Below are 15,833 nucleotides of genomic sequence, written 5' to 3'. Positions count from 1 at the left end.
ACAGTGACCCCATTAATCTTAACCGAGTGTTGGCGCAGCCTGTGTTACCAATTGTCCTGCTGACCCACGATCCGCCATCTCAAGGCTCTGGCTGTAGAACAAGAACGGGAAATGCTCGGAAGAAACCTGATTGAAATACACCAGTAACTCCACATCGCCATCAACCCAAACTGTATCCTTCCAACCCTTGTCTTCGGCCATCGCCGGCGCACCATTTACATTCTTCACCAGGAACGAAACACCCTGTATATGGAATGCTTGTGGCATGTCCGCATGAATTGTCCAACGTTCCCAAGTACCTTGCTGTGCCTGAGCATCAGCCCGATTCATATCCCAGATAACGCCATTGATTCCCGGCAAATCATCTCCCAAGCGGAAGTCGCGAGAACGTATTACATTGCCATCCAAAATCTGATCAGAGAGCAAACGTATTGGCAGATTATCAGTGACTAATGGCAACAAACCGGTCGGTTTTAATGTCAGCACCAAGCTGGAAATCAGAATACTTGATGGTTCAAATAGCCCGCGCAGCCTGTCCATAATTCCGGCAGACTCACCCGCCGTAATCGACACTTCGCTCCCCTGCGACATATCGATAACTACCTCACGCCGTTCACCCGGCGCTAACGAGAGTTGCTGTACCGCGACTGGCGCAGGCAGGAACCCCTGGTCACTGGCAACCACATGCAATGGGCGACCGTCACTCAGTTGCAATATATAGCGGCGAGCATTGGACGCATTCAATAAACGTAAACGCACCCAACCACGAGAAACTTCAACAAATGGGCTTTGTGCGCCGTTAACCAACAACGTATCCCCCATAAAGCCCCCATTTTCTGGCGGGTCATATTGCGGAACGCCAAAGTTATCCAGCCGTTTATCCTGAATAATAATCGGGAAATCATCAACACCGTAATGGCTTGGTAATGGCATCGCTTTGCTGACTTCATCTTCCACCAGCCACATACCGGCTAACCCATTGTAAACATGGGGAGCCATGCGGTTAGGCGTATTGGCATGATACCAGCAAGTTGCCGCAGGTTGCCGCACGGGCAATACCGGTGACCAATCCACACCGGGGGTAATCATACGTGCAGCGCCGCCCATTAATGTGCCCGGAACTTGCAGCCCACTGATAGTCATAGACACCGGTTCAGTCAAACGGTTGCTGTAAATGAGCTTAACATCATCACCGCTGTAAACCCGAACAGTCGGCCCGAGATACATACCGTTGATACCCCACACAGCGGCTTTCTGCTTGCCACTGAATGCCCAATGCGCCCGCTGTAAAGTCAAAAACAGCGGTTGCCCACGGCGAGACTCCAGTAACGGTGGGACAGGCAACGAGGGTTGCTGGGTGCTATTAGCCTGTGCCCTCAATGGCAACGAACCCGCGCCTAGCGCTAAGCCCGTAGCCTGAATGAACTGGCGACGACTGAGTGACATATCTTCTCCGGGAAAACCACCATCAAACCTACTGCAAAATTTTGCCTGACTGCGAATAACGCTGAAGGACGGCAAAACGCTCACGACCAGAGTCGTTTAAATAGAAGCAAAAATCCAAATTTTACTGATGCCCGACATCTTTCAAGATGCCAATGTGTTGATAGCTTGAAATCTACGGGCTATATATTATTTTTCAGTTGCCGCCTGCTGGGCAATTTCTGCATCAAGCTGCTCAATTTTAGCCAACATCAGATTGCGGCAATGCTCCGCTAACTCACGAACGCGATCTTTACCGTAACCGGTGGTATCAACTGGCGGCATAATTTCTACAATAACTTTGCCGTTTGACCAACGGTTTAACTTGATATTGTTAGTGTTGGACACACAAATTGGCACGATTGGCACACCCGCGGCGATAGCAGCATGGAAGGCGCCGGTCTTGAACAGCAGTAAACCGCGCCCACGGCTACGAGTTCCTTCTGGGAACATCCAGATGGAAACATTCTTTTGTTTAACTTGTTCAACTACTTGGGCGATAGTGCCATGCGCTTTGGCACGGTTATCACGATCAATAAGCAGATTACCTGTTAACCAATATAATGGGCCAAATAAAGGTACCCACAGCAAGCTCTTCTTGCCCACAGTGACGGTGCCGGATTGAACGACATTCGACATCGTGACCATATCGTAATTATTTTGATGGTTAGCGATATAAATACAAGTGCCGTAGTTAGCCGCTTCCTTAGGAATACGCTGCTCAACCCTAATCCCAAATAATACTGACATCCGGCCAAAAAGATGAGCAAACGTCGCGAGATTACGCGGATTTCGGGGGCGAAACAGGCAATAAATCGAACCAAACACACACACTAGAAAACAATATAAAACTGCCAATACCGTGCGCAAAATTAATAGCATAACAACCTCTTAAACACTCACTCTTAGATTCGCAATCGGCGCTAGTATAGCGGTTTCTAGACAAAACACCGCGCAGATTCCTTACCCTAATCATGTTACGCGACAGCGCGCGCAAATTGCGCGCGCTCCCTGTTACATTTACTGGTTACTACTCTTCATTATCTGCGGGTATTACAGGCTCTGGTGCATCAACATCAACGCGATCAATACGTTGTAGCCCACGAGGCAGTGGTGAACCTTTCCGACCACGTTCGGCTCGGAATTTCTGCAAATCTTCTGGCCGTAAGGTTAACTTACGTTTGCCAAAGTGAAGGGTAATTGATGTTTGAGGAGGTAAGACAAACAACCATACCAGACGATCTTTACCTGCTGCCGCATCCGCAGCTGGGATAGAAACTATCTTATTGCCCTTACCTTTTGATAATTCAGGTAAATCAGCCACTGGGAACATCAACATACGGCCAGCGGCAGTAATGGATAACAGCATGTCATCCGGCCCATAGATTTCCAATGGCGGCAGTGCCTTAGCATTTTCCGGCAGGGTAATCATGGTCTTGCCAGCGCGATTTTTTGCAACCAAATCATTGAAAGTACAGACAAAACCATAACCCGCATCTGATGCCATTAACAATTTCTGGTCATCCGGTGCCATCAATACCTGTTCAATGGTTGCTCCCGGTGGTGGAGTCAGCTTACCGGTCAGCGGTTCCCCTTGCCCACGCGCAGATGGCAGTGTCAGCGGATCTAACGCGTAGCTACGACCGGTTGAGTCAATAAACACCACAGGTTGGTTGCTCTTGCCACGTGCCGCAGCACGGAAGCTATCACCCGCTTTATAACTTAGCCCGCTCGGGTCAATATCATGTCCTTTGGCACTGCGCACCCATCCCATCTCAGACAACACGATGGTCACCGGCTCAGAAGGCACAATATCATGTTCACTCATGGCTTTGGCTTCGCCACGTTCAGTCAGCGGCGAACGGCGATCATCGCCATAAGCGGCTGCATCGGCCTGAATTTCTTTTTTAATCAGGGTATTAAGCTTACGTTCTGATGCCAGTAATGCTTGTAATTGATCGCGCTCTTTAGCTAACTCATCCTGCTCACCACGGATTTTCACTTCTTCAAGTTTGGCTAAATGGCGGAGTTTCAGCTCAAGGATGGCTTCAGCCTGAGTCTCAGAGATAGCGAAATGCTGCATCAACAGCGGTTTGGGTTCATCTTCAGTGCGGATGATATGAATAACTTCATCGATATTCAGGAAGGCAATCAATAAACCTTCTAAAATATGTAGCCGCTTTAATACCTTTTCCAGACGATAATTCAGCCGGTTACGCACTGTTTGGCGGCGGAATACCAACCACTCGGTCAGGATCTCCACCAGCCCTTTCACTGTTGGGCGATGATCCAGACCGATCATATTCATGTTGATGCGATAACTTCTTTCCAGATCCGTAGTAGCGAACAGATGGTTCATCACCTGATCCAGATCAACACGGTTGGTACGCGGAACAATAACCAGCCGAGTAGGATTCTCATGGTCAGATTCATCGCGCAAATCTTCAACCATCGGCAATTTCTTAGCACGCATCTGGCTGGCAATCTGTTCCAGTACTTTGGCACCCGAAACCTGATGCGGTAGGGCGGTAATCACCGCACTGCCATCTTCTTTCTTCCATAAGGCCCGCATCCGTACCGAACCACGGCCATTCTGGTAAATTTTACGAATTTCATCACGTGGAGTGATGATTTCTGCTTCCGTCGGGAAATCAGGCCCTTGCACAAACTCCAGCAATTCTTCCAGCGAAGACGTTGGCTTATCAATCAGTGCCAGCACCGCCTGCGCAATTTCGCGCACATTATGGGGGGGAATATCTGTTGCCATACCCACCGCAATACCGGTAGTACCATTGAGCAAAATGTTCGGCAGGCGCGCAGGTAGCATTTTCGGCTCCTGCATGGTGCCGTCAAAATTCGGCACCCAATCAACGGTGCCCTGCCCCAATTCACCCAGCAACACTTCCGCATATTTGGATAAGCGAGATTCGGTGTAACGCATTGCTGCAAAGGATTTAGGGTCGTCCGGCGCCCCCCAGTTCCCTTGCCCATCAACCAAAGGGTAGCGGTAAGAAAATGGCTGCGCCATCAACACCATAGCTTCATAACACGCGCTGTCGCCATGCGGGTGATATTTACCCAGCACGTCACCCACGGTACGAGCAGATTTTTTGAATTTTGCGCTATTGTTCAGCCCCAGTTCGGACATTGCGTAGACAATACGCCGCTGTACCGGTTTCAAACCATCGCCGATAAACGGCAACGCCCGATCCATGATGACGTACATGGAATAGTTCAGATAGGCGTTTTCAGTAAAGGTGTGCAGCGGTAAGCGTTCTGCACCGTCATGAGTCAAATCACTCATTACTCAATTATCCTCAGACTCTGGAGGCGATCACTGTCAATCAGCAGATCGGCACCGCAAGTTCATTGTCAATTTCTGCCCGCGATAGTACCTCATCTGCGGGGTGACTGTCACAACCCACAGATAATCTCAATCTTTCAGTTCTGCAACATTATCTTTCAGCCTTGCAACATTGGCCGCCCTTTCTATCAGCGGGGTAACAAAACGATATCATCATGTAGCCTACCGCTTCTCTTCCCTCCTTATACTGGTTATGCGCTGGAGTTCCTCCCACTTTTATTCGCTCCCCCGATAACCGTCGCCGGGATGACGGCGTGCAAATCAATACACAGCGACAATATCGGTTTGCTTGCAATAAATGTCGTTTCGCTTGCAATAGAAGTAGGAGAATACCCATGGCATCACCCAACATTCTGCTGTTACGCATCGACAACCGGCTGGTTCACGGCCAGGTTGGCGTGGCATGGTCCTCATCCCTTGGGGCAAACCTGTTATTGGTCGCCGACGACGGCGTCGCGCAGGACAAACTCCAACAACAAATCATGTCAATGACAGCTGAATCCATGGGGCTGGGGATCCGTTTTTTCTCCATCCAAAAAACCATTGATGTCATTGGCAAAGCTTCCGCTGAACAGAAAATTTTTATCGTCTGCCGCACACCGGATGAAGCTCGCCGCTTGGTCGAGGGCGGGGTTCCTATTCGCGATGTGAATGTCGGGAATATGCATTTTTCGGAAGGCAAACGCCCGCTGACCAAAAAAGTGTATGTCGATGATAACGATCTGGCCAACCTGCATGCAATTCAACAGCATAACGTAAATGTCTTTATTCAGGACACACCGAGTGACGGCAAAGATAAAGTCCAGTAAATAGCCGCCGCATCAGGGTATATCAATCCGCCAGAGCTTAATTCGAGAATGCGGAAGCCGGTAATACCCTGCCCTACAACACCTTTGGTGACGGAATTATTTATGCATGAAATAACTATGATGCAAGGCATTGGGCTGGCAATTATGGCCCTGATTGTCGGGATCGATTTTTGGTTGGAAGCGCTGTATATCTTCCGCCCACTTATCGTGTGTACCTTAACCGGTGCCATCCTCGGTGATATCCAAACCGGTTTGATTACCGGCGCACTGACTGAACTGGCTTTTACTGGCCTAACCCCCATTGGCGGCACCCAGCCTCCCAACCCGGTGCTGGCGGGTATTATGACCACCGTGATTGCCCATAGCACGGGGGTTGATGCGAAAACCGCCATCGGACTCGGCCTGCCCTTTAGCTTCTTAATGCAATACATCATTTTGTTCTATTACTCAGCTTTCTCGTTCTTTATGCAAAAAGCGGATCGTTATGCCGAAGAGGCTGATGGGGCGGCTCTAGGGCGGCTAAATCTATTACTAACTGCCATTGTTGCCGTAACTTACGCCGCCGTGACTTTCCTGTGCGCCTACGTCTCTCAAGGTGCGATGCAAAGCTTGGTGCGCTCGATGCCCGCCTGGTTAACCCACGGGTTCGAAGTGGCTGGCGGTATTCTGCCTGCGGTTGGTTTCGGCTTGCTATTGAAAGTCATGATGAAAACACCATTCACCCCTTTCTTCATTATTGGTTTCCTGTTTGTCACCTTTATACCGGTACAAAATCTGTTGCCTGTTGCGCTACTGGGGACAGCTTTCGCTATCTACGAATATTATAACCAACAGAAAAAAGCCGCCCAAGCAGCTGCCGCACCCGAGGAGATGAATGATGGAATCTAATACCTTGCCAACAACAACCGATGTCAGCGCAGAGCCAACCACCAAGTTGACGCGCCGAGATATCACCAAGTTAGGTTTCCGCTCGGCGCTGTTACAGTCAGGTTTTAACTACGAACGGATGCAGGCCACCGGCTTTGCCAGCGCTCAAGCCCCGTTATTGAAAAAGATTTATGGCGATGACAAAGCGGCGCTGTCGGCGGCCATGAAAGACAATCTGGAGTTTATCAATACCAATACCAACGCCGTTGGTTTCTTGATGGGGTTATTGATTTCACTAGAAGAACGCCACGAAAGCCGTGATCTGATAAAAGGGCTGAAAGTCGCATTATTCGGGCCACTGGCGGGTATTGGTGATGCGATTTTCTGGTTCACCTTACTGCCGATTGTCGCTGGGGTTTGCGCCTCTTTCGCCAGTCAGGGCAGCATATTGGGGCCCATTATCTTCTTCGTGGTTTATCTGGCGCTATTTTTACTGCGCGTGGTGTGGACTCATCTGGGTTACACCTTAGGGGTAAAAGCTATTGATAAACTGCGGGCCAGTTCGGGAGCTATTTCCAGGGCTGCGACCATCCTCGGTGTGACCGTCGTTGGTGGACTGATTGCTTCATATGTTCATATTACAGTGGCGGCGAAAGTCGCGGTGACAGCGGGGCATGAGGTCTCCATTCAGGAGGCATTCTTTGACAAAGTCTTCCCTAACCTGCTGCCGATGGTCTACACCTTGCTGATGTATTACTTGCTGCGGGCCAAGAAAGTCAGCCCGGTGACACTCATTCTGGTGACGTTCGTTTTGTCTATCGCGCTGTCATGGCTTGGTGTGTTGTAACTCCGCAATCCGTTTCAATCTTTACTGCGCTGGTTAATTGCCAGCGCCCAAGGACCTTTATGGTAAGCATTATCATCACTGGCCACGGGCGTTTTGCCAGTGGGTTGTATAACGCTCTGGAGCAAGTCATTGGCCCACAACAACAGATTGTTGCTGTCGATTTTCCAGTCGGCATGAGCACTCAACAGTTAGACCAAGCATTACAACAGGCACTGGATACATTACCTGTGGAGCAGGGAGTGGTGTTCTTCACCGATTTACTGGGTGGGTCCCCCTTTCGCAGCGCAGTCCAATTGAGTGTGCAGCAACCTCAGTTTGAAGTTATTGCTGGCACCAATATGCAGATGCTGGCAGAAACAGTGTTAGATAGAGATGAAATCCCCACTGCAAGCGAGTTTGTCCAACAAGCACTGGCTGCCGGGAAAAGAGGAATCGTCCATTTTGTGCTTGAGAGTGACACTCAAGATAATGAGGGCAATGAAGAACCTGAAGGGATTTAGGATTAACCCTCTGATATATTGTATATCTCCCATTTTAAGGAAGGGCACTTTGCCCTTCTGTTCCATGAAACCTACAATAATCGAACCTGAAATATCCCCCTATAAACCCTGCCACTTTATTTGATTCGCCACTCTTAAGATCTCACCGCGATTAATGCAGTATTCAACTGTTGCACAGCCTGCTGCGGTGTCTGCTCTGGATGGGTAAAAAAGTAGTTCAAGACGTGGAAAAAAATCTCTTTAGTTTGAGCATCTGTCGCCATTGAATGCGCCATGCTCGGCAGCAATTTCCCCGATGTTTCCGCCTGGCGGAATGCTTTGCTCGACTGCTGGGCGCAAGAGTCAAAATCTTGCAATGAAACATCCATCCGCGCGGGGATCGAGCCTTTTAATTGATTAAAAGTCACCTGGAACTGTTTATCCATCAGTACGTCAGCTAAATGGCGCTGACCAGAGACCATCACCGGGTTGCCGTTTTGCTGCAAAATAGCAAAACTGTCAGTGTTATAAATAAAATAATCCTGAGTGCCGGGAGCCAACACACACAAAAACTCTTTGCCGGGGCGATCACCATCTTGCATCATTTCGCCTTTAGCCCAGTCACCCATAATCATCATCGCAGCTTTGCCGCTGCGCAACATTTCTACCGACTCATGCCACGGACGATTAGCGGCATCTGGGTCAATATATCTTTTAATCTGGCGAAACTTTTCCAGCACCAGCATCATCTTCGCGCTCGTGATTGCGCTGCTACGCTGTTCCATAAACACCTGACGGTAGAATTCCCTGCCTTCCATGCCTAATAGCAGATTCTCAAACACGGTGGCGTCTTGCCATGCCTGCCCACCATGGGCCAATGGAATGTACCCCGCTGCTTGTAGCTTATCCGCCACAACAAAAAACTCATCCCAAGTGGTAGGGACAGCTAATTTCAATTTGGCAAAAGGTTTGGGGTTAATCCACATCCAATTGATTCGATGTATGTTTACTGGTACAGCGACATATTCACCGTGGTATTTAATATTAGCTTTGAGGGCGGGAGGCAACACCTGATCCCACTCAATAGTTTGCTCCAGTGTATAAGGACTGGAGAGGAAACCGAGTCTGGCCCATTCTTCAATAGCCTTCCCCTCAAGCAGTGCGGCCCCTGGCGGGTTACCGGCGATAGCACGGGTTTGCAAAACACTATAGGCGCTCTCCCCTGCACCACCGGCTATAGCAAAATCCTGCCAATTGTCCCCTTTTTCGGCCAGCGCTTGTTTTACCGAGCGCAGTGCCGCCTGCTCACTGGACGAGGTCCAATAGTGCAAAACTTCAACATTTACCGCAGCAGCATGGGTCGTGACCAGCAGTAAAGGAATGAGAAATAGCGTCTTCAACATAGGGAATAGACTCAGTTATAGCGTTGTAAACGGACTTCCACTATCAGGCCACTGGCGGGATGATTGCGTAATGCCACTTCGCCACCGTGTGCTCTGGCAATGCTGCGTGCAATAGCCAGCCCTAATCCGCTGCCACGATTGTCCTGCTGCAAACGATAATAGGGCTTAAAGACTTTCTCCCACTGATCTTCGGGGATCCCTGGGCCAAAATCGCGGACAAACAGCATGATGTAATCCCTATGGTCTGAGAGAACTATTTCTACCCGCCGACCATAATTTAGCCCATTTTCCACGATATTATTCAGTAGCCGTTTAATCGCCAGCGGGCGACCAAAAATGGGGCTGGCTTTACCGGAAACATTGACATTAAGATAGGCATCCATCGTTTTTCTTAGTAAATTCATGATGTCTATGGATTCCATATTTTCATGTAAATCAGTGTCTTTCATGCTTTGCAGTGCGCCTTTGACCATCATTTCTAAGTCTGCAACATCCTGCTCAAACTTTTTCCCCAATTTGTCATCTTCCAGCATTTCGACCCGCAGCCGCAGCCGTGTAAGCGGGGTTTTCAAGTCATGGCTGATAGCAGTAAAAAGCATTTCGCGGTTATGCAGATAAGCTCTCAGGCGGCTTTGCATTTGATTAAAAGAGCGGGTAGCCGTCACCAGCTCGGCACTGCCTTCTTCCGGTAAAGGTTCACTGTCCAAGGAACTGTTGAGCTCGAGCGCACCATGGGCTAACCGCGCTAATGGCTTCAGCTCACGACGAATCAACCACCAAGTGAAAAGTAGAACCAAGAGCAAGCTACACAAGGTAAAACCCACCTGACGTAAGCTAAATAGTGGGCTTTCCAACTGGTCATAAGGGGGCGGCAGAGGAGCGGCAAGAAACAGCCATTCATGGGCATTAAGTTGTAACTGAATGACTAATACCGGCGCATCTTTGTGGGATGTCGTGATACCGAAGCGCGCCCATGCGGGGGGCAAATTTTCTACCAATACTCCGGCATTGAAAACTTTCAGTTGATCCGCGGGTGTCAACGAAATAATCGCCGCCTGCCGTTCCCCTAGTTGTGTTCGCAGTTCCTGTTTTGCTTGCGAGACAACTGTTTTGGCCGCTTGGCTACTGAGTAATTGCACTTCATCCAACACATGATTATTGATCGAAATAAAAAACTGCGATCCTCCTAATGCTAGCTGTTGTTGCAACACTAAATGACGATAGTTATAAGGGAGGGAGGACATAAAGTTGTAGCTGGTCAGCATGCCCTGCACCAGCCCTTTAATCGTACTTTCCAGACTGGCCTGATTCCGTAAACTAAACTGGCGATACCAAATTGAACCAGAGATACTTTCTGCCAGCAACAGGGCAATGACCAACATGCATAACATGCGGCTCAGCAGTGAGCGGGGCCACAGTGGCCGAAACATGTTCTGCAACCAGCGGATGTAACGGCCCGAATCAATATTCACGTGTGACATCGCAACAGAGCATGTAGCCCTGATTACGCAGAGTGCGCAGCAGCAAGCGCTGGCTATCTTGCAGGCGTTGACGCAAGCGACTGATCTGTACATCAATCCCCCGCTCCAGCGGGTTATTTTCCCGACGGCGGGTTATCTCAGAAATCTGGTCTCGGTCGAGGATCTGATTAGGATGGCGCAAAAATAACGAGAGCAAGGTAAACTCAATCCCCGACAGCGGTTCACTCTGCTTTTGCGGATCAATAAGCTCTCGCCGGACTAAATCCAGTTTCCAGCCGTTAAAGCACAAAAAACGCGCCTCCGTGCCGGGACTTTGTACTATTTGATTACGACGTAATAATGCCTTAACCCGTGCCAGTAGCTCACGGGCGCTGAAGGGTTTCGCCAGATAATCATCCGCACCCAACTCCAGCCCAATCACTTTGTCACTTTCATCAGATGCCGCTGTCAGCATGATGATCGGCACCGCCGATACTTGCCGTGCTTTACGACAAAGAGTGAAGCCATCGTCGCCGGGCAGCATGACATCCAAAATGACTAAATCCACGGATTCCTGCTTCAATGTTGCCAGCAAGTGTTCGCCGTCAGGTAGCGAAAGCACACGAAAATTCGCTTTGGTGAAGTATTCCGTCAGCAAGCTACGGATCTCTTCGTCATCATCAATTACGAGCAAAGTATGAGGGGACATAATGGCGCTGACCTGAGTAAACGAATGTCGCTGATAGGCAAGCAGTGTACCGCTATAACTCGGTGTGCAGCTATACGAGGCTAGGTTTTAACTACATTCTGCGAGCTGCCTCAAAACTGTTGTGCTGTTGTTTCGGTGATATGAAATTCAATGCGGGGAGCTTCGCAAGTTCGCAGCTAAAACGGTTTAATTGAGGCGTTTTGTTGCTTATTAAGCAATAGTGTTATGCAGCATTGTGTGTTTTTCTCTGGTAATGAAACCATTAGCATACTCAGTATTCCGAGTTAGGCAGCATCATGCCTCTATTATTGAAATAGGGGTATAGCTTTAAAAGGGTATATCAATGAGTAACATACTGATTATTAACGCAATGAAAGAATTTGCGCACTCCAAAGGGGCGCTCAATCTGACTCTCACTAATGTAGCTGCCGATTTTCTACCAGAAAATAGCCATCAGGTTAAAATAACCACTGTTGACCAAGGCTATGATATTGAAAGTGAAATTGAGAATTATCTGTGGGCTGACACCGTTATTTATCAAATGCCGGGTTGGTGGATGGGCGAACCATGGATTTTGAAAAAATACATTGATGAAGTCTTTACCTATGGCCATGGCCGCCTGTACCAAAGTGATGGCCGCACGCGCTCCGATACCACTAAGGGCTATGGTTCTGGTGGTTTGATTCAGGGTAAAACCTACATGCTTTCAGTGACCTGGAATGCACCACTTGAGGCCTTTACTGATCCGAATCAGTTCTTTGAAGGGGTTGGTGTTGATGGTGTTTACCTGCATTTCCATAAGGCAAATCAATTCCTTGGAATGGAACCTTTGCCAACATTTATGTGTAATGATGTGATTAAGCAACCAGATATTGAAGGTGATATTAGCCGTTATCGTCAGCATTTGGCCGACAACTTTAAGCATCAAGCTGTTTGATATCACACCATCACATTTAAATTGGGGTAGCTATGATTACTGTTTTTGCAGAAATAAAGGTCAAACCAGGGCGTCGCCATGCAGTGTTGGATGCAATTGAGAAGCTAATACCAGCGGTACTGGCAGAAGAAGGCTGTGGTGGCTATGTACCAATGATTGACGTGCCGACTCAGCTTGATTGGCAAAAAAACTCGCCAGACTCTATTTTCATGCTAGAAAAGTGGCAAAGTGTTCATCATCTGGAGTTACATTTGCAGATGGAACATATGCATCAGCATCGTGAAGTGATTAAAGATGATGTACTGGATGTGAACATTCATATCCTTGATAACGCTTAACCAACTAATCCCCAAAGTAATTGGAGTTGCAGGTAGGCGGCAAGTAAACCCATCCCGATGAGCTTATTCATGTAAGGTCAACTACAAGTCAGTGATTCGGGGGACAAATCTGCTGGGAACAGATTTGAACGCTGCTTGCAGCGGCCTCGCATGGACGAGTCCCACGGATGGGCCGAGTAACTAGCGCAGCTAACCCCCTTGCAGCTTCAAGAGCGAAGGGGATCCCTAAGCCAATGACGACCCTGCAACTTGATCTGCTCACTGACATAATCCAAAAAACAGGTAATGCGCGCGGCAAGCTGAGTATTACGATAATAAACCGCGTTAATCGGCTGCCAGGTTTCCAGAGTTTGATCGGCCATCACTTCGACTAAGCGCCCCGCCAGTTGATCCTCTCGAGTCATAAAATCCGAGAGCTCAACGATCCCCTCGCCCTGTAAAGCCAATAAACGCAGTGTTTCACCACTGGATGCAGCCAGATTAGGAATGATTGACGAACGCCCGCCCGGTAAATGAGGTAGTGACCACTGATTAAGGAACTCTGGCTGAGTAAAACCAAGCAAACTGTGATTTGCCAAGTCGTCAATCGTATGGGGAGTACCGTGGCGTTGCAGATAATCTGGGCTAGCGAGAATGCGCACCCGGCTGGCACCCAACAGGCGCGCATGGATAGTTGAATCGCGCAGCGCGCCAATGCGGATCGCGATATCAGTTCGTTGTTCTAGCAAATCGATATTCAGGTCGTCAGTATTCAGCTCAAGAATGATTTGCGGATATAGCGCTCGAAAACCGGTGATCATCGGCACAATCACATGCTGCATAAAAGGCGCTGCCGCATTCACCCGCAACCGCCCAGCCGGTTTCAGTCGCCGTAAAGCAATTTGCTCTTCAGCATCATCGACCGCACCAAGGATCTGCCGCGCATGATTGAGGAACAATTCGCCCTCTTCCGTCAGCTCCAGCCGCCGAGTGGTACGGCGCAGTAAAGTGGTCGCCAGTTTCTGTTCCAACCGACTCAATGCCCGGCTGATACCAGATGCGGTCTGGCTGCGTTGCTCCGCAGCCGCCGTGATTGAGCCGCAGTCGACGACCGAGGTAAACGCCTGCAACTCTTCTAACGTCACTTTCATCGATCAAATCCTGTCATCGATCAGACCTCGATCTCGGCGGTATCCCCTTTCTCTTGTAGCCAATTACGGCGATCTTCAGAGCGTTTCTTCGCCAGCAACATATCCATCATGGCCATTGTTTTATCAATATCGTCATCACCGATGGTCAACTGCACCAAGCGGCGGGTATTAGGATCAAGAGTGGTTTCACGTAACTGCAACGGGTTCATTTCACCCAGCCCTTTAAAGCGCTGCACATTCGGTTTACCGCGTTTACGTTTCAGTTGCTCCAGGACACCGGCTTTCTCTTCTTCGTCCAGTGCATAAAACACTTCTTTACCTAAATCAATGCGATACAAAGGTGGCATCGCCACATACACGTGGCCATTGCGAACCAGTGCGCGGAAGTGGCGAACAAACAGCGCGCACAGTAAGGTGGCAATATGCAAACCATCGGAGTCCGCATCCGCAAGAATACAAACTTTACCGTAGCGCAGTTGGCTTAGGTCTTCACTGTCTGGATCAATACCAATAGCAACTGAGATATCATGGACTTCCTGCGAAGCAAGCACCTCATCGGAAGAGACTTCCCAAGTATTCAGGATTTTGCCTTTCAGCGGCATGATCGCCTGATATTCACGGTCACGCGCTTGCTTGGCAGAACCGCCCGCAGAATCCCCTTCCACCAGAAACAGTTCAGTCATGCTCAAATCTTGCGAAGTACAATCTGCCAGTTTGCCGGGCAATGCTGGGCCACTGGTCAGCTTCTTACGCACCACTTTCTTCGCCGCACGCATACGGCGCTGGGCGCTGGAAATAGCCAACTCAGCCAACTGTTCAGCCGCTTGCACGTTTTGATTCAGCCATAGGCTAAAAGCATCTTTTACTACGCCGGAGACAAAGGCCGCGCACTGACGTGAGGAAAGTCGCTCTTTCGTCTGGCCGGCAAATTGTGGGTCCTGCATTTTGACTGACAGCACGTAAGCACAGCGCTCCCAGATATCATCCGCCGAGAGTTTGATGCCCCGAGGCAGAATATTGCGGTATTCACAAAATTCGCGCATTGCATCCAGTAAACCCTGACGTAAGCCGTTGACGTGAGTGCCGCCCTGCATGGTCGGGATCAAGTTGACGTAGCTTTCAGTCAGCAGCTCGCCACCTTCCGGTAGCCATAACAGCGCCCAGTCAATAGCTTCAGTATCACCGGCAAAAGAGCCGACAAACGGCACTTCTGGCAAGGTAATCAAGCCGTTAACGGCTTCCATCAGGTAGTCAGTCAGACCATCGGCATAACACCAGCGCTGCTCAGTATTATTGACCTGATCTTTAAAGACAATTTCTACTCCAGGGCACAGTACCGCTTTTGCTTTCAGCAAATGTGACAAACGAGACACAGAGAAACGTGGGCTATCGAAGAAAGAAACATCCGGCCAGAAATGTACGCTGGTCCCGGTATTGCGCTTACCGCACGTGCCGATAACCTGTAAATCCTGCACTTTATCGCCATTTTCGAAGGCGATGCTGTAGATTTGGCTATCACGGCGCACCGTCACTTCTACCCGCTTGGATAAGGCGTTAACAACCGAAATACCCACACCGTGCAAACCACCAGAAAACTGATAGTTTTTGTTAGAGAATTTGCCGCCTGCATGTAAACGACACATAATCAGCTCAACCGCAGGAACACCCTCTTCTGGATGGATATCAACCGGCATCCCACGGCCATCATCAATAACTTCCAGTGATTGATCGGCGTGCAGGATGACGTCAATGCGGCGGGCATGGCCTGCCAGTGCTTCATCGACGCTATTATCAATCACCTCTTGACCAAGGTGGTTTGGCCGCGTGGTGTCCGTGTACATTCCCGGACGACGACGCACTGGTTCTAAACCGCTGAGTACTTCAATGGCATCAGCGTTATAGCTGGATTCAGTCATGGTTTGATTAATATTCGGCTAATGGTTGGAAGGCTAGCGGTGACATGCCCGACAGGCCATCACAGCCCGCGGTTCAATACCCACTGCAGTAA

14 protein-coding genes are annotated in these 15,833 nt (G+C 49.3%); 6 read left to right on the top strand and 8 right to left on the bottom strand.

Going from position 1 to position 15,833, the window contains the following annotated elements; all coding sequences use genetic code 11:
- Positions 1–18: 18 nt before the first annotated feature.
- From ftsP to parC, 3 genes are all read right to left on the bottom strand, one after another.
- Positions 19–1,446, bottom strand: a complete 1,428-nt coding sequence (ftsP, locus tag FTA91_RS18010; RefSeq protein WP_145534090.1) for a cell division protein FtsP — start codon at positions 1,444–1,446, stop codon at positions 19–21.
- Positions 1,447–1,632: 186 nt separating this feature from the next.
- Positions 1,633–2,364, bottom strand: a complete 732-nt coding sequence (locus FTA91_RS18000) for a 1-acylglycerol-3-phosphate O-acyltransferase (protein ID WP_050112285.1) — start codon at positions 2,362–2,364, stop codon at positions 1,633–1,635.
- A gap of 148 nt (positions 2,365–2,512) precedes the next feature.
- Positions 2,513–4,786: a DNA topoisomerase IV subunit A gene (gene parC / locus FTA91_RS17995; protein ID WP_145583726.1), complete on the bottom strand. Its 2,274-nt coding sequence runs from the start codon at positions 4,784–4,786 to the stop codon at positions 2,513–2,515.
- Positions 4,787–5,181: 395 nt separating this feature from the next.
- On the opposite strand from parC, the gene agaB reads away from it, so the two are divergent.
- The 4 genes from agaB (at position 5,182) to agaF (ending at position 7,869) form a co-directional block, all read left to right on the top strand.
- Positions 5,182–5,655, top strand: a complete 474-nt coding sequence (gene agaB, locus FTA91_RS17990) for a PTS galactosamine transporter subunit IIB (RefSeq protein ID WP_004390117.1) — start codon at positions 5,182–5,184, stop codon at positions 5,653–5,655.
- A gap of 102 nt (positions 5,656–5,757) precedes the next feature.
- Entirely contained in the window at positions 5,758–6,543 is a 786-nt protein-coding gene (gene agaC / locus FTA91_RS17985) for a PTS galactosamine transporter subunit IIC (RefSeq protein ID WP_050112283.1), read from the top strand.
- Positions 6,533–7,369, top strand: a complete 837-nt coding sequence (agaD, locus tag FTA91_RS17980; RefSeq protein WP_050112282.1) for a PTS galactosamine transporter subunit IID — start codon at positions 6,533–6,535, stop codon at positions 7,367–7,369. The genes agaC and agaD overlap by 11 nt, the downstream gene beginning before the upstream one ends.
- 59 nt (positions 7,370–7,428) lie before the next feature.
- A complete protein-coding gene (gene agaF / locus FTA91_RS17975; RefSeq protein WP_050112281.1) occupies positions 7,429–7,869 on the top strand; it encodes a PTS galactosamine/N-acetylgalactosamine transporter subunit IIA in 441 nt (146 codons plus the stop codon).
- 134 nt (positions 7,870–8,003) lie between these two features.
- On the opposite strand, the gene FTA91_RS17970 is transcribed toward agaF, so the two are convergent.
- From FTA91_RS17970 to FTA91_RS17960, 3 genes are read right to left on the bottom strand one after another with little or no spacing between them, the layout of a single operon-like run.
- A complete protein-coding gene (locus tag FTA91_RS17970) occupies positions 8,004–9,251 on the bottom strand; it encodes an ABC transporter substrate-binding protein (protein ID WP_145534084.1) in 1,248 nt (415 codons plus the stop codon).
- 11 nt (positions 9,252–9,262) lie between these two features.
- Positions 9,263–10,723, bottom strand: coding sequence for an ATP-binding protein (locus tag FTA91_RS17965; RefSeq protein ID WP_227507636.1), 1,461 nt, complete (start codon positions 10,721–10,723; stop codon positions 9,263–9,265).
- Complete coding sequence (locus FTA91_RS17960) at positions 10,713–11,420, bottom strand: response regulator (RefSeq protein ID WP_050112279.1); 708 nt, start codon at positions 11,418–11,420, stop codon at positions 10,713–10,715. The genes FTA91_RS17965 and FTA91_RS17960 overlap by 11 nt, the downstream gene beginning before the upstream one ends.
- A gap of 343 nt (positions 11,421–11,763) precedes the next feature.
- On the opposite strand from FTA91_RS17960, the gene FTA91_RS17955 reads away from it, so the two are divergent.
- Both FTA91_RS17955 and FTA91_RS17950 read left to right on the top strand, forming a co-directional pair.
- The gene (locus FTA91_RS17955) at positions 11,764–12,357 is read left to right on the top strand and encodes an NAD(P)H-dependent oxidoreductase (RefSeq protein ID WP_050112278.1); all 594 of its coding nucleotides are present in this window, start codon (positions 11,764–11,766) and stop codon (positions 12,355–12,357) included.
- 32 nt (positions 12,358–12,389) lie between these two features.
- Entirely contained in the window at positions 12,390–12,695 is a 306-nt protein-coding gene (locus FTA91_RS17950; RefSeq protein ID WP_145534081.1) for a putative quinol monooxygenase, read from the top strand.
- Between the two features lie 206 nt (positions 12,696–12,901).
- Here the strand turns inward: FTA91_RS17950 and FTA91_RS17945 are convergent, their stop codons facing one another.
- The gene (locus FTA91_RS17945; protein ID WP_145534079.1) at positions 12,902–13,825 is read right to left on the bottom strand and encodes a LysR substrate-binding domain-containing protein; all 924 of its coding nucleotides are present in this window, start codon (positions 13,823–13,825) and stop codon (positions 12,902–12,904) included.
- A 20-nt stretch (positions 13,826–13,845) separates the two neighbouring features.
- Positions 13,846–15,741 carry a DNA topoisomerase IV subunit B gene (gene parE, locus FTA91_RS17940; RefSeq protein WP_004390127.1) on the bottom strand — a complete coding sequence of 632 codons (1,896 nt, stop codon included), beginning with the start codon at positions 15,739–15,741 and terminating at the stop codon, positions 13,846–13,848.
- Between the last annotated feature and the right edge of the window lie 92 nt (positions 15,742–15,833).

The organism is Yersinia thracica (genome assembly GCF_902170565.1).
Taxonomy (GTDB): Bacteria; Pseudomonadota; Gammaproteobacteria; order Enterobacterales; family Enterobacteriaceae; genus Yersinia; species Yersinia thracica.
The sequence above is the reverse complement of the archived record's forward strand: the minus strand, read 5'-3'. Positions and strand labels throughout refer to the sequence as shown.